24 protein-coding genes are annotated in these 24173 nt (G+C 67.7%); 13 read left to right on the forward strand and 11 right to left on the reverse strand.

The window, feature by feature from the left end; translation table 11 throughout:
• Nucleotides 1–13: 13 nt before the first annotated feature.
• The 5 genes from odhB to zapE form a co-directional block, all read right to left on the reverse strand.
• A complete protein-coding gene (gene odhB / locus LI953_RS03300; RefSeq protein ID WP_227074605.1) occupies nucleotides 14–1222 on the reverse strand; it encodes a 2-oxoglutarate dehydrogenase complex dihydrolipoyllysine-residue succinyltransferase in 1209 nt (402 codons plus the stop codon).
• A 50-nt stretch (nucleotides 1223–1272) separates the two neighbouring features.
• Nucleotides 1273–4131 (reverse strand): 2-oxoglutarate dehydrogenase E1 component, encoded by a 2859-nt coding sequence (locus tag LI953_RS03305; protein WP_227074606.1) that lies wholly within the window; start codon nucleotides 4129–4131, stop codon nucleotides 1273–1275.
• A 193-nt stretch (nucleotides 4132–4324) separates the two neighbouring features.
• Nucleotides 4325–5200, reverse strand: a complete 876-nt coding sequence (sucD, locus tag LI953_RS03310; protein WP_227074607.1) for a succinate--CoA ligase subunit alpha — start codon at nucleotides 5198–5200, stop codon at nucleotides 4325–4327.
• Nucleotides 5200–6396 (reverse strand): ADP-forming succinate--CoA ligase subunit beta, encoded by a 1197-nt coding sequence (sucC, locus tag LI953_RS03315; RefSeq protein ID WP_227074608.1) that lies wholly within the window; start codon nucleotides 6394–6396, stop codon nucleotides 5200–5202. Before sucC ends, sucD begins: the two co-directional genes overlap by 1 nt.
• A 124-nt stretch (nucleotides 6397–6520) precedes the next feature.
• Nucleotides 6521–7675: a cell division protein ZapE gene (gene zapE / locus LI953_RS03320; RefSeq protein WP_227074609.1), complete on the reverse strand. Its 1155-nt coding sequence runs from the start codon at nucleotides 7673–7675 to the stop codon at nucleotides 6521–6523.
• A 116-nt stretch (nucleotides 7676–7791) separates the two neighbouring features.
• Between zapE and LI953_RS03325 the strand changes: the two genes are divergently transcribed.
• The 12 genes from LI953_RS03325 (at nucleotide 7792) to LI953_RS03380 (ending at nucleotide 17182) form a co-directional block, all read left to right on the forward strand.
• Nucleotides 7792–8436, forward strand: a complete 645-nt coding sequence (locus tag LI953_RS03325) for a 2OG-Fe(II) oxygenase (protein ID WP_370635751.1) — start codon at nucleotides 7792–7794, stop codon at nucleotides 8434–8436.
• Nucleotides 8437–8503: 67 nt separating this feature from the next.
• Entirely contained in the window at nucleotides 8504–9085 is a 582-nt protein-coding gene (gene pgsA, locus LI953_RS03330) for a CDP-diacylglycerol--glycerol-3-phosphate 3-phosphatidyltransferase (protein WP_227074611.1), read from the forward strand.
• Between the two features lie 26 nt (nucleotides 9086–9111).
• Complete coding sequence (locus LI953_RS03335; protein ID WP_227074612.1) at nucleotides 9112–9489, forward strand: hypothetical protein; 378 nt, start codon at nucleotides 9112–9114, stop codon at nucleotides 9487–9489.
• The gene (moaD, locus tag LI953_RS03340) at nucleotides 9490–9741 is read left to right on the forward strand and encodes a molybdopterin converting factor subunit 1 (RefSeq protein ID WP_227074613.1); all 252 of its coding nucleotides are present in this window, start codon (nucleotides 9490–9492) and stop codon (nucleotides 9739–9741) included.
• On the forward strand, nucleotides 9738–10211 hold the full coding sequence (locus LI953_RS03345; RefSeq protein WP_227074614.1) for a molybdenum cofactor biosynthesis protein MoaE: 474 nt from the start codon (nucleotides 9738–9740) through the stop codon (nucleotides 10209–10211). The genes moaD and LI953_RS03345 overlap by 4 nt, the downstream gene beginning before the upstream one ends.
• A 10-nt stretch (nucleotides 10212–10221) precedes the next feature.
• Complete coding sequence (locus LI953_RS03350) at nucleotides 10222–10737, forward strand: adenine phosphoribosyltransferase (RefSeq protein WP_227074615.1); 516 nt, start codon at nucleotides 10222–10224, stop codon at nucleotides 10735–10737.
• Nucleotides 10738–10792: 55 nt separating this feature from the next.
• Nucleotides 10793–11845 carry a hypothetical protein gene (locus tag LI953_RS03355; protein ID WP_227074616.1) on the forward strand — a complete coding sequence of 351 codons (1053 nt, stop codon included), beginning with the start codon at nucleotides 10793–10795 and terminating at the stop codon, nucleotides 11843–11845.
• 2 nt (nucleotides 11846–11847) lie between these two features.
• The gene (gene radA, locus LI953_RS03360) at nucleotides 11848–13260 is read left to right on the forward strand and encodes a DNA repair protein RadA (RefSeq protein ID WP_227074617.1); all 1413 of its coding nucleotides are present in this window, start codon (nucleotides 11848–11850) and stop codon (nucleotides 13258–13260) included.
• A complete protein-coding gene (locus tag LI953_RS03365; protein ID WP_227074618.1) occupies nucleotides 13257–13832 on the forward strand; it encodes a CvpA family protein in 576 nt (191 codons plus the stop codon). Before radA ends, LI953_RS03365 begins: the two co-directional genes overlap by 4 nt.
• An 86-nt stretch (nucleotides 13833–13918) precedes the next feature.
• Entirely contained in the window at nucleotides 13919–15370 is a 1452-nt protein-coding gene (gene purF / locus LI953_RS03370) for an amidophosphoribosyltransferase (protein ID WP_227074619.1), read from the forward strand.
• A 10-nt stretch (nucleotides 15371–15380) separates the two neighbouring features.
• Nucleotides 15381–15779, forward strand: coding sequence for a fluoride efflux transporter CrcB (crcB, locus tag LI953_RS03375; protein ID WP_370635753.1), 399 nt, complete (start codon nucleotides 15381–15383; stop codon nucleotides 15777–15779).
• A 212-nt stretch (nucleotides 15780–15991) separates the two neighbouring features.
• A complete protein-coding gene (locus LI953_RS03380; protein WP_227074621.1) occupies nucleotides 15992–17182 on the forward strand; it encodes an outer membrane beta-barrel protein in 1191 nt (396 codons plus the stop codon).
• 72 nt (nucleotides 17183–17254) lie between these two features.
• Here the strand turns inward: LI953_RS03380 and LI953_RS03385 are convergent, their stop codons facing one another.
• The 3 genes from LI953_RS03385 to LI953_RS03395 are packed head-to-tail and all read right to left on the reverse strand — an operon-like array spanning nucleotide 17255 to nucleotide 21289.
• Nucleotides 17255–17662, reverse strand: a complete 408-nt coding sequence (locus LI953_RS03385; RefSeq protein ID WP_227074622.1) for a ketosteroid isomerase-related protein — start codon at nucleotides 17660–17662, stop codon at nucleotides 17255–17257.
• A 57-nt stretch (nucleotides 17663–17719) separates the two neighbouring features.
• Nucleotides 17720–19474: a DNA mismatch repair endonuclease MutL gene (gene mutL, locus LI953_RS03390; protein WP_227074623.1), complete on the reverse strand. Its 1755-nt coding sequence runs from the start codon at nucleotides 19472–19474 to the stop codon at nucleotides 17720–17722.
• A gap of 33 nt (nucleotides 19475–19507) precedes the next feature.
• Complete coding sequence (locus LI953_RS03395) at nucleotides 19508–21289, reverse strand: bifunctional diguanylate cyclase/phosphodiesterase (protein WP_227074624.1); 1782 nt, start codon at nucleotides 21287–21289, stop codon at nucleotides 19508–19510.
• Between the two features lie 121 nt (nucleotides 21290–21410).
• On the opposite strand from LI953_RS03395, the gene LI953_RS03400 reads away from it, so the two are divergent.
• Nucleotides 21411–22133 (forward strand): type 1 glutamine amidotransferase, encoded by a 723-nt coding sequence (locus tag LI953_RS03400; protein WP_227074625.1) that lies wholly within the window; start codon nucleotides 21411–21413, stop codon nucleotides 22131–22133.
• Here LI953_RS03400 and rsmD read toward each other — a convergent pair.
• Genes rsmD through LI953_RS03415 form a run of 3 tightly spaced genes read right to left on the reverse strand, consistent with a single transcriptional unit; the run spans nucleotide 22126 to nucleotide 24114 of the window.
• Complete coding sequence (gene rsmD, locus LI953_RS03405; RefSeq protein ID WP_227074626.1) at nucleotides 22126–22671, reverse strand: 16S rRNA (guanine(966)-N(2))-methyltransferase RsmD; 546 nt, start codon at nucleotides 22669–22671, stop codon at nucleotides 22126–22128. The genes LI953_RS03400 and rsmD overlap by 8 nt on opposite strands.
• Nucleotides 22668–23411, reverse strand: coding sequence for a pseudouridine synthase (locus LI953_RS03410; RefSeq protein WP_227074627.1), 744 nt, complete (start codon nucleotides 23409–23411; stop codon nucleotides 22668–22670). The genes rsmD and LI953_RS03410 overlap by 4 nt, the downstream gene beginning before the upstream one ends.
• The gene (locus LI953_RS03415) at nucleotides 23404–24114 is read right to left on the reverse strand and encodes a gamma-glutamyl-gamma-aminobutyrate hydrolase family protein (protein ID WP_227074628.1); all 711 of its coding nucleotides are present in this window, start codon (nucleotides 24112–24114) and stop codon (nucleotides 23404–23406) included. Before LI953_RS03415 ends, LI953_RS03410 begins: the two co-directional genes overlap by 8 nt.
• Nucleotides 24115–24173 lie beyond the last annotated feature (59 nt).

Consider the following 24173-nt stretch of genomic DNA (forward strand, 5'->3'; position numbering starts at 1 on the left):
CGCCGGAGCGGGATCAGATTTCCAGCAGCAGGCGGCGGGGGTCTTCCAGCGTCTCCTTGACGCGCACCAGGAAGGAGACGGCCTCGCGCCCGTCGATGATGCGGTGGTCGTAGGACACGGCCAGATACATCATCGGGCGGATCACCACCTGCCCGTTGATCGCCACCGGGCGCTCCTGGATCTTGTGCATGCCCAGAATGGCCGATTGCGGCGGGTTGATGATCGGGGTGGACATCAGCGAGCCGTACACGCCGCCATTGGTGATGGAGAAGGTGCCGCCGGAAAGTTCTTCCAGCTTCAGCGTGCCTTCCTTGGCGCGCTTGGCGAAACCGGCGATCTCGGCCTCGATCTGGGCGATGCTCTTCTGGTCGGCATCGCGGATCACCGGCACTACCAGGCCCGAGGCGCCGCCGACGGCGATGCCCATGTGCACGAAGTGCTTGTAGACGATGTCTTCACCGTCGATCTCGGCGTTCACCGCCGGGAATTCCTGCAGCGCCGCGCACACCGCCTTCACGAAGAAGCCGTTGAAGCCCAGGCGGATGCCCTTGTGCTTCTTTTCAAAGGCGTCCTTGTACTCGGTGCGCAGGCCGATGATCGCGCTCATATCCACCTCGTTGAAGGTGGTGAGCATGGCGGCGGTGTTCTGCGCGTCCTTCAGGCGGGCGGCGATGGTCTTGCGCAGGCGCGTCATGCGCACGCGCTCCTCGCGCACATCCGGCACGCGCGCGGCCTTCGGCGCCGGGGCGGCCGGGGCGGCGGCGGGCTTGTTCAGGAATTCCAGCACATCGCCCTTGGAGACGCGGCCATCCTTGGCGGTGCCCTGGATGGCGCCGGCAGGGATCTTGTTCTCCTCGATCAGCTTGGCGGCGGCGGGCAGCGGGGCGGCACCGGGGCGGGCGACCGGGCCCGGAGCGGCCTGCGGCGCATGCACGCCCGCGGCGGCGACCGGCGCCGGGGTGGCCTGCTGGCCGGTGGCGGTGGCGCCCACATCGATGCGCCCGAGCAGCGCGCCCACCTCGACCTCGGCGCCTTCCGGCGCCACGATCTCGGTTAGCACGCCGGCTTCCGGCGCGTTGACCTCCACGGTCACCTTGTCGGTTTCCAGCTCCACCACCGGCTCATCGGCGGCAACAGCCTCACCAGCCTGCTTCATCCAGCGGGCAATGGTCGCGGTGGTCACGCTCTCGCCCAGGGTGGGGACTTTGATATCGGCGGCCATGGCTACTCCTGCTTAACTAACTTTTTGAAATCGCGATTATGTCAGATTGATCAGACGCTCAACGCCTCGTTGACCAGCGCGGCCTGTTCGGCGGCGTGGATTTTGGCCAGACCCGTGGCGGGCGAGGCCGCCGCGACGCGGCCGACATAGCGGGGGCGCTTGGCGGCGAGGTCGAGCTTGGCGAGCACGCTTTCGAGCTTGCGGTCGAGGAAGTGCCAGCCGCCCATGTTCTCCGGCTCCTCCTGGCACCACACCAGTTCGGCGTTTTTGTAAACGCCCAGCGCGGCCTTCAGGTTCTTCACTGGGAGCGGATAGAATTGCTCCAGGCGCAAGATGGCGACATCCTTGATCCCGCGCTCGCGGCGCTCGGCCAGCAGGTCGTAATAAACCTTGCCGGAGCACAGCACGACGCGCTTGACCTGCTCGGCCGGCAGCAACTCGTCGGTTTCGGGGATGACGAAGCGGAAGCTGGAGCCTTCGGCCATCTCGCTCAGGCTGGAGACGCAGAGCTTGTGGCGCAGCAGGGATTTCGGCGTCATCAGCACCAGCGGCTTGCGGAAGTTCCGCTTGAGCTGGCGGCGCAGCGCGTGGAAGTAGTTGGCCGGGGTGGAGACGTTGCACACCGTCATGTTGTGCTCGGCGCAGAGTTGCAGATAGCGCTCCAGCCTGGCGGAGGAGTGCTCCGGCCCCTGGCCTTCATGGCCGTGCGGCAGCAGCATCACCAGCCCGCACATGCGCAGCCACTTGGTCTCGCCCGAGGCGATGAACTGGTCGATCAGCACCTGCGCGCCATTGGCGAAGTCGCCAAACTGGGCTTCCCACAGCACCAGCACGTTCGGGTCGGCCACGGCATAGCCGTATTCGAAGCCCAGCACACCGTATTCCGAGAGCAGCGAGTTGAAGATCTCGATATGCGCCTGGCCGGGGCGGATGTTGTTGAGGGGGGTGTATTCGTTCTGGTTGGTCTGGTCGATCAGCACCGCATGGCGCTGCGAGAAGGTGCCGCGCTGGCAATCCTCGCCCGAGAGGCGCACGCGGTGGCCGTCCAGCATCAGCGTGCCGAAGGCCAGCGCCTCGCCGGTCGCCCAGTCGATCCCCTCGCCGGTCTCGATCATCTGCTTCTTGGCGTCGAGCTGGCGGGCGATCTTCGAGTTGACGTCGAAATTCTCCGGCGCCCGGGAGATGGCGGCGCCAACCTCCTTGAGCTGCGCCAGCGGCGCCGCGGTGGCGGCCTCCTGGCGCTCGGCCTCTTCGTCAGCCTGCTTCAAACCGGCCCAATGGCCTTCCAGCCAGTCGGCCTTGTTCACCTTGTAGTTCTTGGCGGCTTCGAAGGCGTCTTCGAGCGTCTTGGTGTATTCATCCACCATCGCCTTCGCCTCTTCGGCGCTCACGCTGCCCTCGCGCGCCAGGGCCTCGGCATAGAGGGCGCGCGTGGTCTTCAGCGCCTTGATGGCCTTGTACATGATCGGCTGGGTGAACGCCGGCTCTTCATTCTCGTTATGGCCGTGGCGGCGGTAGCAGACGAGATCGATGACCACGTCCACCGCGAATTCCTGGCGGAACTCGGCGGCCAGGCGGGCGGCGAACACCACCGCCTCCGGATTGTCGCCGTTCACGTGCAGGATCGGGGCTTGGATCGCCTTCGCCACGTCGGTGCAGTACAGGCCCGAGAAGGCGTGCGCCGGGACGGTGGTGAAGCCGATCTGGTTGTTGACGACGAGATGGATGGAGCCGCCGGTGCGGTAGCCGATGAGCTGGCTCATCGCCAGCGTTTCATACACCAGGCCCTGGCCGGCGAAGGCGGCGTCGCCATGCATGATGATGGCCATGGCGGATTTGCGGGTGCGGTCGCCCATCATGTCGAGGCGGGCGCGGATCTTGCCGACCACCACCGGGTCCACCGCTTCGAGATGCGAGGGGTTGGGTTGCAGCGACAGATGCACCTTGTGGCCGTCGATCACCAGGTCGGTCGAGGTGCCGAGATGGTATTTCACGTCGCCCGAGCCCTGCACGTCCTCGGGCTTGGCGGCGCCGCCGCTGAACTCGGAGAAGAGCTGCACCAGCGGTTTCTTGACGATGTTGACCAGCGTGTTGAGGCGGCCGCGATGGGGCATGCCGATGGCGATCTCGCGCACGCCACCCTGGGCGGCGGTCTCGATGATCGCGTGCAGCGCGGGGATGGTGCTCTCGCCGCCCTCAAGCCCGAAGCGCTTGGTGCCGACGAAGCGGCGCTGGCAGAAATTCTCGAACGAATCAGCCTCGGTGAGCTGGTTCAGGATCTTGGCCTTGGCCTTGGCGTTGAAGGCGTTGAGCCAGGGCGCGCCCTCGATCCGGCGCTGGATCCAGCTTTTCTGTGCCGGGTCCTGGATGTGCATGAACTCGACGCCGATCTGCCCGCAATAGCATTTGCGCAGCGCGGCGATGACCTCGCGCAGCGTCGCGGTCTCGAAGCCGAGGACGCCGTCGAGGAAGATGGGGCGGTCAAGATCGCTCGGTTGGGTGAAGCCATAGGTGGCCGGGTCCAGCTCCACGTGGTGGCGCTGCGGCTTCAGGCCCAGCGGGTCGAGCTGCGCCTCGAGATGCCCGCGCACGCGATAGGCGCGGATCAGCATCAGGGCGCGGATAGAGTCGAGCGTGGCGGCCCGGGTCTCCGCGGCGGAGGCGCTGGGCTTGGCCGGCTGGACCGCACCCTCAACCTCGTTGGTGACAAAAGCGGTGGGGCGGGGAGCCCAGGACGCGCCGGTGGCATCCATCAGAATGGAGCGCGTCTCGTCATCCAGCGCGGCGAACAGAGCGGCGAAATCCGGATCAACGGAATTGGGCGCCTCGACCCATTTGGCATAAAGCTGGGCGATGAACTGGGCGTTCGCGCCATTCATCGCAGTGGCAATCACATCTACACCGGCCATACCTGTTCCTCTTGTTTCCAATGTGCCCGCCCGGCGAGGCGGCGGACCGGAGAACCCCTGGCGGCACGGCGGTGGCTCTCCCTCCGGCGCCGCATATAAGCCACTCGGCTTGTGATACCGTTACCCAAGTTAAAGGGGCAGGGTTGTCCGCCGCGCATGATGGCGCTGGCGTTTTCCCTGCCCCTTCAAGTGTTTAGCCCTTGAGGGCCTTGACCATCGTGCTGCCCAGCGACGACGGCGAGTCAGCCACCAGGATGCCGGCCTCCTTCATCGCCGCGATCTTGGCGGCGGCGGTATCCTTGCCGCCCGAGATCACCGCGCCGGCATGGCCCATGCGGCGGCCCGGAGGCGCCGTGGCGCCGGCGATGAAGCCGACGGTCGGCTTCTTGATCTTGTGGCGGGCCAGGAACTCAGCCGCGTCGATCTCGGAGGGGCCACCGATCTCGCCGATCATGATGATCGCTTGGGTCTCGTCGTCGTGCAGGAACATGTCCAGCACCTCGATGAAGTCGGTGCCCTTCACTGGGTCGCCGCCAATGCCCACGCAGGTGGACTGGCCGAGGCCCGCGGCGGTGGTCTGCGCCACGGCCTCATAGGTGAGCGTGCCGGAGCGCGAAACGATGCCGATGGAGCCGCGCTTGTGGATGTGGCCCGGCATGATGCCGATCTTGCACTCATCCGGGGTGATCACGCCCGGGCAGTTCGGCCCGATCAGGCGGGACTTGGAGCCGGAGAGGGCGCGCTTGACCTTCACCATGTCCAGCACCGGGATGCCCTCGGTGATGCACACGATCAGCTCGACCCCGGCGTCGATCGCCTCCAGGATGGAGTCGGCGGCGAAAGGCGGCGGCACGTAGATGGCCGAGGCATTCGCCCCGGTCACGGCCACGGCCTCGCCCACGGTGTTGAACACCGGCAGGTCGAGATGCTTGGTGCCGCCCTTGCCGGGGGTCACGCCGCCGACGACCTTGGTGCCGTAGGCCAGCGCCTGCTCGGAGTGGAAGGTGCCCTGAGCGCCGGTGAAGCCCTGGGTGATGACCTTGGTGTCCTTGTTAACGAGAATGGCCATTACGCGGCTTCCTTCACGGCTTTGACGATTTTCTCAGCGGCATCGGCCAGGTTGTCGGCCGGGATGATCGGCAGGCCGGACTTGGCCATGATATCCTTGCCGAGCTGCACGTTGGTGCCCTCGAGGCGCACCACCAGCGGCACGGAGAGCGAAACCTCGCGCGCCGCCGCGATCACGCCCTCGGCGATCACGTCGCAGCGCATGATGCCGCCGAAGATGTTAACCAGGATGCCTTCGACGTTGGGGTCGGAGAGGATGATCTTGAACGCCGCGGTCACGCGCTCCTTGGTGGCGCCGCCGCCGACATCGAGGAAGTTCGCCGGCTCGGCGCCGTAGAGCTTGATGATGTCCATGGTCGCCATGGCCAGGCCCGCGCCGTTGACCATGCAGCCGATATTACCGTCGAGCGCGACATAGGAGAGCGAGTGCTTGCCGGCCTCCAGCTCCTTCGGGTCTTCCTCGCCCTCGTCGCGCAGCGCCTCGATCTCGGGGTGGCGGTAAAGAGCGTTGTCGTCGAAGGATACCTTGGCGTCGAGCGCGTAGATTTCGCCGGCGCCGGTCACGACCAGCGGGTTGATCTCGATGATCGCCGCATCCAGCGCCACATAGGCGTTGTACATGGCGGTGACGAATTTGGTGAAGGTGGCGATCTGCTTGCCTTCCAGGCCCAGGCCGAAGGCCAGCTTGCGGGCGTGGAAGCTGGAGATGCCGGAGGCCGGGTCAACCGGCGCGCGCAGGATCTTCTCGGGGTGGTGCTCGGCGACCTCCTCGATCTCCATGCCGCCCTCGGTGGAGGCCATGATCACGATCTCGGAGACCGCGCGGTCGATCAGCAGGGAGAGGTACAGCTCACGCTTGATGTCGCAGCCCGCCTCGACATAGACGCGGCGCACCAGGCGGCCGGCGGCGCCGGTCTGCTTGGTGATCAGCGTGTGGCCGATCATCGCGCTCGCGGCGTCCCGCACTTCGTCCAGGCTCTTGGCCAGGCGCACGCCGCCCTTGCCGTTCGGGTCGTCCTTGAACTTGCCAGCGCCGCGGCCGCCCGCATGGATCTGCGACTTCACGACATAAACGGGGCCGGGCAGTTTCTTGGCCGCTTCCACGGCTTCCTCGGGCGTCCAGGCGACATGCCCGTCGAGAACCGCGACGCCATAGGCTTTCAGCAGTTCCTTGCCCTGATATTCATGTATGTTCATTTACGTTCAGCCTACCTGTTTCTGGAGGTTAAAAAGGGGCGTCGCGGGGGTGCTACTCCCATTCGCCAGGGCGGGCAAGCACTCTGCTGCATTGCGAAGGCGCAGGCCCGGAGACGTATGCATTTTAGGTCAGGTGGGGCAAAGCGAGGTAGGTTTCGCTCTGCATTTCCTCCAGGCGCGAGGCCGTGCGCTCGAAGATTCGCGCGCCTTCGCCGGAGCGGTAAAGCTCGTCCGGATAGGCGGTGGCGGAGGCGTAGAGCTTGACCCGGTGCTCGTACAGCGCGTCGACCAGCGTCACGAAACGGCGCGCTTCGTCGAAATTATCGGGCGAGAGGCGGGGGATGCCGTCGATCACCAGCGTGTGGTAATGCGTCGCGAGGGTCAGATAATCGCCCGGGCCGAGCGGTACGCCGCACAGGGCATGAAAGTCAAACCGCGCCGTCCCGGCCGCGGCCAGCGGCACGGTCAGGCTGCGGCCCTGGATCAGCAGCGAGGCGCTGCGCACGGTTTCACCCTCGGTGAGGGTGGCGAAGATCTGGTCGAGCGCGGCATCGGCCCGGCTATCAGCGGGCACGTACCAGGCGCGCATCCCGTGCAGGCGTCCGCGCCGGTAATCCTGGGCCGATTCCAGCACCAGCACGTCGAGCTTCTGTTTGATCAGGGCAATGAAGGGCAGGAAGGCGTCGCGCCCTGGTTTGCCCTTATAAAGGTCGTCCGGCAGCGTGTTGGAGGTGGCGACCACCACCACCTGCCGGGCGAACAGCGCCTCGAACAGCCGCCCCAGGATCATCGCGTCGACGATGTCGTGGACCTGGAATTCGTCGAAGCAGAGCAGCGCGGCCTCGGCGGCGATCTCGTCGGCCAGGGGCGGGATGGGGTCGGAAATATCCGGATTCGCGCGCTTGATGGCGTGGAAGCGCCGGTGCGTCTGCTGCATGAAATCGTGGAAATGGATGCGCTTCTTGCGCGGCACGTCGGCGGCCTCGAAGAACAGGTCCATCAGCATGGACTTGCCGCGCCCGACCTCACCGACGATATACAGGCCGTTCGGATGGTCCTGCACGTCTTCCACCGGCTTGCGGCGCAGCAGGCGGCCCAGGAAGCCGCTCGTGCCCGCGCTGATTCTGGGGGCGGGGTCGTAGCCGCGCAGCTTGGCCCACAGATCCTGCAAATGCTCGGCGGCGGCCGCCTGCGCGGGGTCGTAGACCAGATTGCCCGCGGCGATGCGGGCGCGATAGGCCGGAATCACCCCGGTCGTGGTGGGAGAGGCGCTGGACATGCCGGGCGGATACTGCAACGCTTGGTGTCGAGCAACACGCGGGCCCCCGCGCTCGCGCAAGGGTGATGCGGCGGTTTCAACGGCGCGGTGGCGCGCCAGGACGGGATTGAACACGGATGCAACCGATGGATGTACTGGATTTCGAGGCGCTGCGCGCGGCGGCGGTCTCCGCCGAGCCGTTCACGCATATCGTGCTGGAGCGCTTCGTGAAGCCCGCGGCGCTGCGGGCGGTGTTCAAGGACCTTCCGCCAATGAAGGGGCGCGGCAGCTTTCCCATCGAGGCGCTGAAACTCGGCCCCGCCGCCCGTGCCGCTATTGCCGGGTTGGAGAGCGATGAGTTCCGCGCCATCGTGGCGGAAAAATTCGGGCTCGACCTCAAGGGCGCGCCGCACATGGTCACGCTGCGCGGCAATTCCGGCGCGCAGGACGGGCAGATCCACACCGATTCCTCGGCCAAGCGGGTGACGATCCTGCTTTATCTCAACCCCAGCGACGGCGCCGCCTGGGCGCGCCAGGAGGGCTGCCTGCGCCTGCTGCGCGGCCCGCAGAACCTGGAAGACTACGCCGCCGAGGTGCCGCCGGTGGATGGCACGCTGCTGATCTTCCCCAACGGTCCCACCACTTGGCACGGGCATAAGCAATATGTCGGCCAGCGCTACGTGGTGCAGATGAACTACATGACCACCAGCGCGAAGGCGAAGGCGGAGATGCGCCGGCATCACCTCTCCGCCCTGGTCAAACGCCTGACCCGCGCGGCATGAGATTGACCCGCGCGGCCTCGCCGTTTGGCGGTTTCGCGCGCGGAAAATCCCGTCTAGTGTAACGGCGATGCTGACTGACCTGCCCAATGTGCTGACCTTGTCGCGGATCGCCGCGATCCCGCTGCTGGTGTTGCTGGCGGCGCTGCGCGCGCCCGTGGCCGACATGCTGGCCGCGCTGGTGTTCACCCTGGCGGGGATCACCGATTATCTCGACGGCTATCTGGCCCGCGAGCGCCAGCAGCTCTCCGATTTCGGCCGCATGCTGGACCCGATCGCCGACAAGTTGCTGGTCGGCGCCACGCTGATGGCGCTGGTGGGGTTCGCGCGGCTGCCGGCGCTGGGGTTGTATCCGGCCATTGTCATCATGCTTCGCGAGATTCTGGTCTCGGGTCTGCGCGAATATCTGGCCGAGATCCGAGTCGGCCTGCCGGTGACCAAGCTGGCCAAGTGGAAGACAGGGGTGCAGATGGTGGCGCTTGGGATGTTGCTGCTGGGCGGCGATGGCGCGCGCGTGCTGGGGCTGGGCGTTTTGCCCATGGGCTGGCTGGGCGGCACGCTGCTGTGGCTGGCGGCGGCGCTCACGCTCATCACGGGCTGGGATTATCTCACCGCCGGGCTCCGCCATGCCGGCATCAGCGCCGACGCCTGAGCCCGCGCCGGATTATTCGAGGAGACATGAGTTTGCGTAAATCCCTGGCTCTGGGCCTGCTGCTGGTGTTGTCCGGCTGTGTCAGCGAGCGGCATTTCGCGAGGGATTCGCTGTGGCCGTTCGGCGACCCCAACGCCCCGCCCGCGACCAGCGAGACGGCGCAGCGCGCGCTCGGCCATGACGTGGCGATGACACCGCTCCAGCCCCAGCCGGGCAATGTCTGGCCCGGCCCGGTGCAGCCGATGCCGACGCTGAGCCAGGTGCAGAAATATGCCAACATGCCGCTGGGGCAGGGCTACACGCCGTCCATGCCCTCGCCCTATCCGCCCGGGCAGCAGCCGCCCGGCGCCGCGCCCGGCAATGGCCCGGCGACGCCGGCCGCGCCGGTGAAACCGGCCAGCTAGATGCACGTGCTCTATTTCGCCTGGCTGCGCGAGAAGATCGGGCTGGCCGGAGAGGACCTCACCCCGCCGCCCGGCGTCGTCACGGCGCGCGAGCTGCTGCGCCATCTCGCCGCGCGCGGCGGCGGCTACGGCGCGGCCTTTGCCAATGAGGCGGTGATCCGCTGCGCGCTGGACCAGGAATTCGTGCCGCTCGATACGGCGCTGGGGCAGGCGGTGGAGATCGCTTTCTTTCCGCCGGTGACGGGGGGATGAGGGGCCGGATCGCCGTGCAGGAGGCCACGTTCGACGTGAACGCCGAGCTGGCCGCGCTGAGCGCCACGGGGGTGGGCGGGCTCGCCAGCTTCATCGGCGTGGTGCGTGGCGGCAACGGGCTGAGCGCGCTGCGGCTGGAGCATTACCCCGGCATGACCGAGCGGGAGTTGGCGCGTCTGGCGGATGCCGCCTGCGCGCGCTGGGCGCTGCGGGGCTGCACCATCATCCACCGGGTCGGGCGGCTGGAGCTGGGCGCGCCGATCGTGCTCGTGGCCACGGCCAGCGCCCACCGGGCCGACGCGCTGGCCGCCACTGCCTTTCTTATCGACCAGTTGAAGACCGGCGCGCCATTCTGGAAATCCGAGGAATTTGCCGATGGCTCGCATCGCTGGGTGGCGGCGCGGGACGCCGATGAGGCCGCCGCCGCCGCGTGGCGGCAGGATTTGCCCCCGCCGCCGGAGCCGCTATAGGAGCGCCACCATGGACCTTAAAGATCATATTCGCGCCATCCCGGATTTCCCCAAGCCGGGGATCCTGTTCTACGACATCTCGACCCTGCTGCGGCACGCCGATGCCTGGCAGGTGGCGATGGGCCGGATGGCAAATGTCGTGCGCGCCTATCACCCCACCGTGCTGGCTGGGTTGGAGAGCCGCGGCTTTCTGCTCGCCGCGCCGCTGGCGCTGAAGCTGGGCTGCGGCTTTGTCATGCTGCGCAAGCCGGGCAAGCTGCCGGGCGCGACGGTGGGGCTCGATTACGCGCTGGAATACGGGTCCGACCGGATCGAGATCCAGGCCGACGCGGTGGAGCCGGGCGCGCGCGTGGTGGTGGTGGATGATCTGCTGGCCACTGGCGGCACCATGGGCGCGGGCATCAAGCTGCTGCAAAACGTGGGCGCCGAGGTGGTGGCCGCGGCGGCGTTGATCGAGCTGACCTTCCTGGGCGGGCGCGGCAAGCTGGATGTGCCGGTTGAAGCGCTGATCCAGTACGATCATTGACGAAATCCGGCTGGGCCGTAATCTCCGCCAGCCTGAGATCATGAAAGGTGGCATATTGAAACGGCGCCATATGTTGAGCGGGCTGGTTCTGGCCGTGGGGGCTCCCCGCCTGGGCCGGGCCGATAGCGTCGCGGTATCCGTGGCGCCGCCGCCGCTCACCTTGCTGGTGGCCGGGCCGGATGGCCAGCAGACCAGCCGCTGGGGCGATGCCTGCGCCCTCGCCATGGAAGGTAGTTTTCCCGGCAACCCGGCGATCAACACCATGCCCGTCGGCGGGCTGGATGGCGTGACCGGCGCCAACCGGCTGGATGCGCTGGTGGTGCCCGATGGCAAGACCGCCGCCATTTTGCCGGGCGCCGCGCTCATCGCGTTTCTCGCCGGCGACAGCCGGGTGCATTTCGACCCGACGCGCTGGACGCCGCTGCTTGCGGGCAGCAATTCCGGCGTGCTGATGCTGCGCGCGCCGGCGGGCAAGACGCCTGATCTCGCGCTGCTGCGCACGATGGCGCCGGTGCGGATTGGCGCGGATTCGCCGCAGAGCGCCGATCTCGCGGCGCTGCTGGGGCTGGCGCGGCTCGGCGTCGCCGCCGCGCCGGTGTTTGGCCTGCGCGATACAGCGGCCAAGACCCGCGCCTTCATCGCCGGCGAGGTGGATGCCGTGTTCATTAGTGGCGAGGGGGTGCCGGAAGACCTTGCCGCACTCTCTGCCTCGGGCGCGGCCCCGGCGTTTTCGCTCGGCGCGCTTGGCGCCAATGGTCAGGTGACGGCGGACCCGCTGTTTCCGGACCTGCCGGATGCGCTGGCGTTCGGCCCCGGCACCGCGCCGTTTCTCGACACCGCCTATCAAGCCGCCGCCGCCGCCGCGCGGCTGGATTTTTTGCTGGTGCTGCCGAAGCTGACCGACGCCACCTCGGTCGCCCTGTGGCGCAGCGCAGCTACCACGGCCAGCGCCGCGCCCGGCCTCTCCGCCGCGGCGGATGCCAGCGCCATCGCCCTGCAGCCAGCGACGGTGCTGGCCAGCGCGCTCGCCGCGCTCAACCTGCAGCCCAATGACCAGGCCAGTCTGCAGACCTTCCTGGCCAAGACGTATGGCTGGCAGCCAAGCTGAACTTGGCGAAGCCGGTTAAAACCTATGTCTGCACCGACTGCGGCAGCGTCTTCCCGAAATGGGCGGGGCGCTGCGAGGCCTGCGGCGCCTGGAACACGCTGGAGGAGCAGGTTCTGCCCAAGGCGCTGCCGGGGGGGATGAAAGAGACCGCCCGGAAACCGGGCAAGCTGGAATTCGTCGGGCTGGAGGGGGTTACGCCGCCGCCGCCGCGCGTGCCCACGACCATCGGCGAGTTCGACCGCGTGCTGGGCGGCGGGCTGGTGCCGGCCTCGGTAGTGCTCGTGGGTGGCGATCCGGGCATTGGTAAATCGACCCTGCTCCTGCAGGCCGGGGCGGCGCTCGGCCGGGCCGGGCGGGAGGTTGTGTATATCTCGGGCGAGGAGTCGATCGACCAGATCCGCCTGCGCGCGCGGCGGCTGGGGCTGACGCAATCGCCCATGCATCTCGCCGCCGCCACCCAGCTGGGCGACATTCTGGCGAGCCTCGCGCAATTCCCCAACGCGGCGCTGGTGGTCATCGACTCCATCCAGACCATGTGGACCGACGGGGTGGAGTCCGCGCCCGGCTCGGTGACGCAGGTGCGCGCCGCCGCCTTCGAGCTGATCCGCGCGGCGAAAACGCAAGGCTTCGCGCTGATGCTGGTTGGGCATGTGACCAAGGAGGGCAATATCGCCGGGCCGCGCGTGCTGGAGCACATGGTGGATGTGGTGCTGCATTTCGAGGGCGATCGCGGCCATCAATTCCGCATCCTGCGCGGCATCAAAAACCGTTTCGGCGCCACGGATGAAATTGGCGTGTTCGAGATGACGGGGCAGGGGGTGTCGGAAGTCGCCAATCCCTCGGCGCTGTTTTTGGCCGAGCGGCGGGGCAATGTCTCCGGCTCGGCGGTGTTCGCGGGGCTGGAGGGCTCGCGCCCGGTGCTGGTCGAGATCCAGGTGCTGCTCGCCCCCAACCCCGGCGGCTCGCCGCGGCGCTCGGTGATTGGCTGGGATTCCGGGCGGCTCTCGATGCTGCTGGCGGTGCTGGAGACGCGCTGCGGGCTGAAGCTGGCGATGAACGACGTGTATCTCAACGTCGCCGGGGGGTTGCGGGTGAACGAACCGGGGGCGGACCTCGCGGTGGCGGCGGCGCTGATCTCCGCCGCCTCGGATGTGCCGACCGACCCGGAGATGGTGTTCTTCGGCGAGATCGGCCTCTCGGGCGAGCTGCGCCAGGTGGCGCAGACCGAGCTGCGGCTGAAGGAGGCGGCGAAGCTCGGCTTCGCCCGCGCCGCCGCGCCCAAGCGCGTGGCGGGCGGCACCGCGCGCCTCTCCGTGCCGAAATCATTGGGCCTTGTTGAGATCGGGCATCTCACCGACCTTGTTGGGATCATCGCCGCCGGGGTAAAACCGGGGCGAAGCAAGGAGGATGAATGACCTGGATTGATGCCGCCGCGATCGTCGTCGTGCTGCTGTCGGCGGCCATTTCGATGGTGCGTGGCTTCGTGCGCGAGGTGTTGGGCGTGGGGGCGTGGATCGGCGCGGCCTTCGCGGCGGTGAAATTCTACCCGCTGGCGCAGCCCGAGATCGCGTCGATTTTGCCGGCCAGCATGAAGGGCTTCGTGATCTACGGCGCGATGGCGGTGGTGTTCCTGATCGTGCTGATCGTGCTCAGCCTGGTCTCGGCCCTGATCGGCGGGCTGGTGCGGGATTCCGCGCTTTCCGGGCTGGACCATAGCCTTGGCTTGGTGTTTGGCGCGCTGCGCGGGGCCGTGGTGGTGTGCCTGGCGTATATCGCGCTCTCGGTCGGCGTGGCGCAGCCGCAATGGCCGGCCCCGGTGGTGAAAGCGCGCTTCCTGCCGATGGCGTATCAGGGCGCGAAAGCCCTGGCCTCGCTGCTGCCCGATAATTACCAGCCCAAGGTGGACCCGCTGCCCGGCAGCCCGGCGCCGCCCGCCAGCGCGCTCATGCAGCAGCCGGTTTCGGGCAGCGCCTTGCAGACCTATTGACGGGGCGATAGCACTTATGCGCATCCCCGCCTCGACATTGCATTGTCACACGGGTAGTTGACGCGCGCGTAGCTGGAGGTTGGCCGATGATTGATGATGACAAGCTGCACGAGGAGTGCGGCGTTTTCGGCGCCTGGAATGTGACGGATGCCGCCGCGATCACCGCGCTGGGCCTGCATGCTCTGCAGCATCGCGGTCAGGAGGCGACCGGCATCGTGACGCATGACGGCGTGCGGTTCAACTCGCATAAGGGCCTTGGCCTGGTGGGCGACAATTACGGCGATGCCAAGGTGATGGCGGGCCTGCCCGGCACACGCGCCATCGGCCATAACCGCTACGCCACCACCGGCGAGACCGTGCTGCGCAACGTGCAGCCGCTCTTCGCGGAATTCGAGTTTGGCGGCCTCGCGGTGGGCCATAACGGCAACCTCACCAACGCGCACACGCTCCGCCGCGCCCTGGTGCGCCGCGGCTGCCTGTTCCAATCCACCATGGACTCCGAGGTGTTCGTCCACCTCATCGCCATCTCGCTCTACACCAATGTGGTGGACCGGCTGATCGATGCGGTGAAGCAGGTGGTCGGCGCCTATTCGCTGGTGGCGCTGACGCAGGAGCAGCTCATCGGCGTGCGCGACCCGCGCGGCGTGCGCCCGCTCATCCTGGGCCGCACCCATGGCGCCGATGGCAAGACGGGCTGGGTTCTGGCCTCCGAGACCTGCGCGCTGGAGATCGTCGGCGCGGAGTTCGTCCGCGATGTGGAGCCGGGCGAGATCGTCATCATCGACGATAGCGGCGTGCAGAGCATCAAGCCGTTCAGCGCCCAGCCGCCGCGCTTCTGTGTGTTTGAGTATATCTATTTCGCCCGCCCGGATTCGGTGATGGAGGGGCAGTCCGTCTATACGGCGCGCAAGGCGATTGGCGCGCAGCTAGCCAAGGAGGCGCCGGCCACGGCCGATGTGGTCGTGCCGGTGCCCGATTCGGGCGTACCCGCCGCCATGGGCTTCGCTGAGGCCTCGGGCCTCGCCTTCGAGTTGGGCATCATCCGCAACCATTATGTCGGCCGTACGTTCATTGAGCCCACCGACCAGATCCGCCATCTGGGTGTGCGCCTCAAGCACTCGGCCAACCGCGCCATGATCGAGGGCAAGCGCGTGGTGCTGGTGGACGACTCGATCGTGCGCGGCACCACCAGCAAGAAAATCGTGGAGATGATGCGCCAGGCCGGGGCGGCCGAGGTGCATATGCGCATTGCCGGCCCGCCGACCACTCATTCCTGCTTCTACGGCATCGATACGCCCGAGCGCGGCAAGCTGCTCGCGGCCCGCAACTCGGTGGAGGAGATGGCCCGGGTGATCGGCGCTGACAGCCTCGCCTTCATCTCGATTGACGGGCTTTACCGGGCGCTGGGCAAGCCAGGGCGCGACTCGAACGCGCCCGCCTTCTGCGACGCCTGCTTCACCGGGGATTACCCGATCGAGCTGACCGACCACAACGAGCCGGGCGAGGCGCAGCCGAGCCTGTTGTCCGAACTGAAGTAACGTGGACGATATCGCCGCCTATCTCTGGGTGGCGCTGGGCGGGGCTCTGGGCAGCGCCGCCCGTTATGCCCTGGGCAATGCGATGGTGGCGGCGCTTGGCGCGGCCTTTCCCTGGGGCACACTGCTCATCAACATCATTGGCTCCTTCGTGATCAGCTGCTTCGGCCTGATCGCCGGGGCGGATGGCCGGTTGCCCTTGCCGTTCGAGGCGCGGGTCTTTGTCACCGTCGGCATTTGCGGCGGCTTCACCACTTTTTCCTCATTCAGCCTGCAAACTGTGGAATTGGCGCGCAGCGGCCATGCCGGCCGGGCCTTGGCCTACGCGCTGGCTTCGGTGACGCTGTGCGTTGTGGCATGCGCTCTCGGGGTTTTGGTGGCGCAGGCGGTGAACGCCTCCCGTCAAGGCTGATTTGCTGACATTTTTGTGTCATTTGGGCCACACAAATGCTGTAAGTTTATGGGGTTGCGCTTTTGAGCTAGAACAACCCGCGGTTTGGCGGTTAGAAAATGCCTCGTGACTACTGATGCGGTCTCGCTGCCCGGTTCTCTTCCGTGAGGCGTACGGCATCTGGTTTCGTTCAATCTGGCGCAAAATTTAGCGCAAACAGGAGGCATTATAATATGCGTCGTCATCTTCTCGGGCTCGGCTTCGCCGCCGCGTCGTCTCTCCTGGCTCTCAACGCCGCCCAGGCCATGACCGGCCCGCAGGCTATCAATATCGACGGCGGCCCGCTCGGCCAGCTTTCTCTGAGCGGCGGCGTTAACGGTTATGGCTATGTCGTCAGCAACCAGCCGAATAACCTGCAGACCACTGGCGCCAACATTGGCGACGCGCTGATCGAACTGCAGAAGAACACTGGCGTGCTGCAGTTCACCATCGAGGTTGGCAGCACCTCGTCGCAGACGCTGGGCGCGCTGGGTTCCGATCGTAAGGGGCATATCCCCAACACCAGCACCAACGTGTTCACCACCGGCCCGCTCTATGCCGGCTATATTACGATTGCCCCGCAGAACTCGCCGGTGACTGTCTCTGTCGGTCAGCTTGCCTCGCTGGAAGGCTACGAGTCGCTGCAGGCCTGGAACAACCCGAGCCAGCTGACCACCGCGCTCTTCTATGTTGAGAACAGCCAGTCGCGCGGCGTCTCCGCCAGCTATGCCAATGGCCCTCTGAGCGCCACGGTTGAGTTTGGCGACGGCGTTGACTCCGGCGTGTTCAACTTCCTGCAGGCCCTGGTCAGCTACCAGTTCAACGCGAACAACACCCTGAGTGTATATTACGCCGGTAATCTTGGCCGCACGGGTCTGAACACCTATGCTTATGGCGGTTACACGACGGGTACGTTTGGTAATACGGTGGCTGCGGGTGCTGCGTACGCCAACAACCAGATGGTCGGTGCTTATTACAGCTACACCAACGGCAGCCTGAACCTGATTCCGGAAGTGCAGTACCAGCTGGCGAAGGCCGATCATCAGATTGGCATTCAGAAGCCGACCTCGACCTTCGGCGCGGCTGTGCTGGCTGATTACGCTTTTGCCAACACCCCGTACTCGCTGGGCGGCTGGGTTGAGTATTTCAACTCGCATACTTCTGCGGCTGACAATGCCAGCTGGTTTGTCGGCCCCGACGCCTCCGCGATCGGTGCTGCCCTGTCTCCGACCTGGCAGTACAAGGATCTGTATGTCCGCGCCAACGCTGGCTACATCTACCTGCTGCACCACCGGGATGCGCTGGGTAACGAATTCGGTTACGGCAACACCGGCACCAGCCGTGGCCAGTTCACCGGCACGCTGGAAGCCGGCCTGCTGTTCTAATCCGGCAGTCAGCCAAAACGGAAAAGGCCGGGGGATTTCCCCGGCCTTTTTTATTGCGCCGGTGGCGGCGGCTTATTTCGCGACCTGCGCCAGCCAGTCCGGCAGATTATAGTAATTCGTCACCCGCGCGATCCTTCCGCCGCGGATGGTGAAGAACGCGCCGCCCGGCAGCACATAGGCCTGCCCATGCGCCTCCGGCATGCCATGCCCGGCCTGCAAATATTCGCCATGCACCACATATTCCGCCGCCGCGCGCGCGCCGCCCGGCTCGGTCATGATCACGATGTCAGTCAGCCGCTCGCGGTAGCAGCGGTTCATCTCGTGCAGAAAGGCGGTGAACGCCGTTTTGCCGGTTTCGGTGCCGGATTGGTTGATGTCGTGGCGCACATCCTCGGTGAGCAGCGCCACCATCGCCGCGATGTCGCCATTGTTGAAGGCGGCGTAATAAGATTCGATCAATTTCCTCACGGTTTCGCTCATGCGGGGCTCCTTTTCGTGCCACCATGCCGCGCCGATTCCGCGCCGGGCAAGAGCGTATCAGGCGCGGCGGCCAAACATTGTTTCGAGTTCGGCGCGTGACAGCTTGAGAAAGGTGGGGCGGCCATGGCTGCATGTGGCGGCGCGCGGTGTCGCCTCCATCTCGCGCAGCAGGGCGGACATTTCCTCCAGTGCCAGCCGCCGCCCGGCGCGGATGGAGCGATGGCAGGCGAGCCGGGCCAGTGCCGCATCCAGCCGCGCCTCCAGCGCCAGCGGCGCCTCGGCCTCGGCGAATTCCCCGGCGAGGTCGCGCAGCAGCCCGGCGGCGTCCGGATGCTTCAGCGCGGCGGGCACGGAACGCACCAGAATCGCCCCTGGCCCGAAGGCTTCGATCTCCAGCCCCAGCCGGGCCAGGGTGTCGGTTTCCGCCAGCAGCCGTGCGGCCTCGATGGGCGGGAAATCCACCACCACCGGCACCAGCAGCGGCTGGCTGGCCACCCGCCCGGCGGTGAATTCGGCGCGCAGCCTCTCCTCGGTCAGCCGCTCATGTGCGGCGTGCTGATCCACGATCACCAGCGCGCCATCGGGCGCGGCGGCGAGGATGTAGGTATCCAGGATCTGCGCCAGCGGGGCGCCGAGCGGATGCGCCGCCGGGGGCGGTGCCTCTGGCATGGCGAATTGCCGTGCGGCGGGCGGGGTGGCGAGGCGCAGTTCGGCCTCGGCAAAGCCGCGCGCGGCGGGCGAGGGCGGGGGCGGCGCGCCGAAGGGCAGCCGCATGGCCGGGGCAGCGGGCCGCGCGGCAGGCGCTGCGGCTGGGGCGAGGGCCAGGGTCACCGGGCGCTCCAGCGCGCGGGTGATGGCGCCGATCACCAGGCTGCGCACGCCGTTGGCATCGGCGAATCGCAGTTCGGTCTTGGCGGGATGCACGTTCACGTCCAGCGCTTCATCGGGCAGGGTCAGGCGCAGCGCTGCCACCGCATGCCGGCCCGAGGGCAAAACATCGCGATAGGCGAGGCGCAGCGAGAGACGCAGCAGCGGGTCCTGCACCGGCCGCCCGTTCACCACGAAGCTTTGCAGCGCCATGGTCGCGCGTGACAGGCTGGCCGGGCCGATCAGCCCGCTCAGGCGCACATCCTCGCGCTCGGCCTCCAGCGCCAGCAGCGAGGCCGCGGTCTCCCGCCCGAACAGCGCCGCCACCCGTGCCGCCTCGCTCTGGCCGGGCAGGTCGAACAGCACGCGCTCGTCGGAGACCAGCCGGAACGCCACGTGCGGCGCCGCCAGGGCGAGCCGCCACACCGCACGCTCGGCGGCTTCGGCCTCGGCCCTGGGCGAGCGCAGGAATTTGCGCCGCGCCGGGGTGGCGTAAAACAGGTCCTCGGCGATGGCGCGCGTGCCCTTCACGCCGGGCGCGGGGGCGATCTCGCTCACCGCCCCGCCGGAGACATTGATGCGATACGCCGAATCCTGCCCGGCCGGGCGGCTGATCAGGGTGAGCTTAGCGGCGGCGCCGATCGAGGGCAGGGCCTCGCCGCGGAAGCCGAGCGTGCTGATGCGCACCAGCGCTTCGTCAGCGAGTTTGGAGGTGGCATGGCGCTCGATGGCCAAGGCCAGTTCACCCTGCGGGATGCCGCAGCCATCGTCGATGATCTCGATGCGCTCGATGCCGCCCCCGGCCAGGATCACCTCGATCCGCTGCGCCCCGGCATCCAGCGCATTCTCCACCAGCTCCTTCACGGCGGCGGCGGGGCGCTCGATCACCTCGCCGGCGGCGATGCGGTTGACGGTGGTTTCGGCAAGGCGGCGGATCTGCGGCATGAGCCGCGTCTAGCACAATGACGCGAGTCCCGGTTAACCGGCGGCGGCCTCGCGCAGCACCACGGGCCTCGCCACGGCGCGCGAGGCGGGCTCGCCCAGCAGCTTGCCCTGTGCGGCGTGGCAGCCCGCCCGGCGCAGCAGGGTCAGGGTGGACTCAGTCTCTACCCCCAGCGCCGTCACTTCCAGGCGCAGATTTGCCGCGAGGCTGAGGGTCGCGCTCACCATGGTGTCGGCATTCTTGTCCTGCCCCAGCTTGGCGATATGGCGGCGGTCGATTTTCAGCCGGGTCAAGGGCAGGCCGCATACGGCGTTGAGCGAGGAGGCGCCGGTGCCGAAATCATCGAGCGCGACGCCGACGCCGAGGCTCCGCAGCCCAGGCAGCAGCGCGATCAGATCCGGCTGATTGGCGAGCAGCGCCTCGGTCATCTCGATTTCCAGCACCTCCGGCCGCAGCCCGGTTTTGCGCAGGATGGCGGCGAGGCACGCTGGCAGGGCCTCGCCGATGCCCCGTGCCGGCAGCAGGTTGAGCGCCATGCGCGGCGCCCCCACGGCCATGGCCTCGGCGCAGGCGCGCTCGATGAGCTGGCAGTAAAGCTCGTCCGCGAGTCCGGCGGCCTCGGCGAGCGGGGTGAACGCCTCCGGCCCGAGCAGGCCGCGCGCCGGGTGCTGCCAGCGGGGCAGCGCCTCGAACCCGCTGAGCGACAGATCGGCCAAGCTGAACATTGGCTGGTAGAGCAGTCGGATTTCTCCCCGCGCCAGCGCCCCGCGCAGATCATCCGCCGGGGCCTCGGCCGGCCCGGCGACCCAGGCGGCCCGCGGGGCGCTGTCCTCGTGCCGGTAGAGATGCAGCCCGCCGCCGCCAGCCAGCCTGGCCTGCTCCAGCGCCAGCTCGGCGGCGCGTTGCAGGCCGTCGCCATCTGCCGCGTGCTCGGGGTACATGGCCAGCCCAACCGACAGGCTGAGCTTGGCCAGCCGGCCTTCGACGATGAAAGGCTCGCCGCAGGCCGCTTGCAGTTGCCCGCCGAGGCTGAGCCCGCGGTTGGGCGGTCCGCCCGCGCCGAGCAACACGGCGAATTTGTCGCCGCTGAGCCGGGCCAGGGCATCGTCCGGCCCCAGCATGGCGCTCAGGCGCGCGGTGAGCATCTGCAGCAGCGCATCGCCCCCGCCCCGCCCGAGCAGCTGATTCTGCGCCTTGAAGTTGTCGAGATCCATCAGGATCAGCGTCAGCCCCGTCTGGCCGCGTGCAGTTTCAGCGACGGCGCGGCGCAGCAGCTCGTTGAAGAGGCCGCGATTGGGCAGGCCGGTCAGCGCGTCATAATGCGTCAGCCGGGCGATATGGGCCTCATAACCACGCAGCTGGGTGACATCGCGGATCGCGGTGGCGGTCGCGGGCTGGCCCTCGAACGCCACGCACTGGCTGGCGAGTTCGACGATCATCTCGGTCTTGTTGGCGCGCAGCAGGGTGAAATCCTGTGGCGCGGCCTGTGGCGCTTCCAGCTCGGCGCGCAGGCCCGCCACCTGATCGTCCCGCGCCAGGGTAGCGAAGCTCTGTCCCAGCCATTCGCGTTCGCGCACGCCGAGCATGCGCACCAGCGCGCGGTTCATCATCAGGATCACGCCCTGGCGGTGCACCAGCAGCCCGTCGAAACTCGCATCCGCGAGGCTCCGGCTCCATTGCCGGTGCGCGGCTTCCTCCGTTCGCTGGCGACGCCGCGCGGCCAGGCTATCCAGCCGCATCGCCGCCAGCGCCGCGCCAAGCAGCCCCAGCGCCGCCAATGTCACCCCCGCCGATCCGCCGAAATGCAGGTAGTCCATGGTCACGCCCCGATGGTAAATACAGCGGCAATCAAAGCTGATAATTGTTAACCGCTGCTCAATGTAAGGGTTGCGCAACTTTCGGCGGCGGCAATACTCGGCGCGGGGAGGACGTATTCGAATGAGAATTCTGGTGTTTCAACATGCGGTTTCCGAGCATCCAGGCAGTTTCCGCGCGGTGATGGCCCGCGAGGGGCACGAGATGCATGCGGTGGAGCTGGATGAGGGCGGGGTGATCCCGCCGCTGGAAGGCTTCGACGCGTTGTTGGTGATGGGCGGGCCGATGGATGTGTGGGAAACCGATAAACATCCCTGGCTGCTGGCGGAGATGGACGCGATCCGCGCCTGGACCGAGGCGGGGCGGCCTTATCTGGGCATCTGCCTTGGCCACCAGCTGCTGGCGCAGGCGCGCGGCGGGCATGTCGGCCCGATGGAAGGGGCGCCGGAAGTGGGCATCGCCCATGTGCCGGTGCAGGCCGACCCGATTTTCGACGGCGTGTCGGCGCTGTGCACCTGCTTTCAATGGCATGGGGCGGAGGTGAAGCGCCTGCCCGACGGGGCGGTGCGGCTGGCGGCCTCAGAGGCTTGCCCGGTGCAGGCCTTCCGCCTGGGCGAGGCGGCGTACGGGCTGCAATTCCACATGGAGCTGACCACCAGCACGGCGGGGGATTGGGCGCATTTGCCGGAATACGCGGCGGCGCTGGAGCGCGTGCGCGGCCCGGGCGGGCTGGCGCAGATCCAGGCCGAGGTGGCGCGGCATTTCCCCGCCCTGCATGGCGCGGCGCAGACGATCTTCGGTAATTTCCTGCGCCTCGCCGAGGCGCGGCTGCCAGTGGTCAGCTAGCGCGCCAGATCTTCACCCGCGCCTTGCCGTGGGCGCGCTCGGCCAATGGTTCGGGCGTCTCCAGCGCGTCATCCGGGCCAAGCTCGGCCACGATCAGCGCGCCGGGAGCGATCCAGCCGCGCGATGTGAGCGCCGCCAGCGCCTGCGGCACCAGATCGTGCCCGTAAGGCGGGTCGAGGAACACCAGATCATGCGGTTCGCCGGGCGGGGCGGCCAGCACATCGCCCGCCACCACGCGGGCCACGCTCCCGGCCTTACAAGCGGCGATGTTGGCGCGCAGCGCCTTGAGCGCGGCCGGTGCCTGCTCGAAGAACACCACCCGCGCGGCGCCGCGCGAGAGCGCCTCCAGCCCATAGGCGCCGGTGCCTGCGAAGACGTCCAGCACCGTCGACCCGCGCAGATCGCACCAGGGGGCGTGGGCCAGAATGTCGAACACCGCCTGGCGGGCGCGGGCATTGGTGGGGCGGGTCTCCACCCCCTCGGGCGCGGCGAGTTTGCGGCCTTTGAACGCCCCGGCGATGATGCGCGGCGCGCTCACTTCTCCAGGCCCGGCACCTGTTCGCGCAGCACCTTGCCGTTCACCTCCTCGGCGCAGCCGCGCGGCAGCGTGCCGAGCTGGAACGGCCCGTAGGCGACCCGGATCAGCCGCGTGACCGGCAGTTCCAGCGCCTGCATCACGCGGCGGATCTCGCGGTTCTTGCCCTCGCGCAGGCTCATCGAGAGCCAGGTGTTGGAGCGCTGCACGGAGTCGATATGCGCCTCGATCGGCCCGTATTTCACGCCCTCCACCACCATGCCATCGGCCAGGCGCTTCAGCTTGTCGGGAGCGACGCCGCCATGCACGCGCACGCGGTAGCGGCGCAGCCAGCCCATCGCGGGCAATTCCAGCTTGCGGGCGAGCGCACCGTCATTGGTGAGCAGCAGCAGCCCCTCGGAGGTGAGATCCAGCCGCCCCACCGAGATCACGCGCGGCATGCCGGGCGGCAGATTGTCGAACACGGTCGGGCGGCCTTCCGGGTCCTTATGCGTGGTCACCAGGCCGTCGGGCTTGTGGTAGCGCCATAGCCGCGTGCGTTCCGGCGCGTCCACGGGCTTGCCGTCCACCAGCACCATGTCGCCGGGTTTCACGAAGGTCGCGGGCTGCGTCACCGGCTCGTTATTCAGCCGCACGCGCCCGGCGGCGATCATCGCCTCGGCATCGCGGCGGCTGGCCACCCCGGCGCGGGAGAGGAATTTGGCGATGCGCTCGCCGCGGGCGGTGTCCTCCGCCTCAGTCATGGCACGCCGCCAGGAAGGCTTGATACAGCGCGGTATCGCCCGGATCGACGAAATATTCCGGGTGCCATTGCACGCCAATGCAGAATTTGCGCGCGGGATCTTCGATGCCCTCGATCACCCCATCCGGCGCCACGGCGTTGACCACGCTGCGCCCTGGCGCGCGCACGGCCTGATGGTGCGAGGTGTTCACCTGCATCGTGGCGCCCACGATCTCATAAAGCCGCGTGCCGGGGGTGATTTGCACCGTGTGGCCCGGCTCGTAATGGCTGGTCTTCTGCTCATGCTCCAGCGCATCCGCGATGGCGTCGGGGATATGCTGGAACAGCGTGCCGCCCAGCGCCACGGCCAGCAATTGCTGCCCGCCGCAAATGCCCAGCACGGGCATGTCGCGCCGCAGCGCCCCTTGCAGAAAGGCCATCTCGGCGGTGGTGCGGTCCGCCTTCAGCTCCACGGTCTGGTGGCGCTCGGTCTCGCCATACAGGGCCGGGTCCACGTCGAACGCGCCGCCGGTGACGATCAACCCGTCCAGCCGGTCGAGATACGCATCGGCCAGCGCCGCGTCGTGCGGCAGGGCCACGGCCAGCCCACCGAGGCTGTTCACCGCCTCGGTGTAATTTTGCCGCAGCGCGTACCACGGATATTTCGACCAGCCGCCAGCGGGTTCGGCATCCAGGGTCAGACCAATCAAAGGGCGTTTTTTCATGCCTTGCACCTAGACCCGCGCCGCCATGGAAGGCAAATCTGCGCGGCGATGAAAACCCC

Origin of the sequence: Acidocella sp. KAb 2-4 (genome assembly GCF_020567705.1) — a bacterium.
GTDB lineage: Bacteria > Pseudomonadota > Alphaproteobacteria > Acetobacterales > Acetobacteraceae > Acidocella.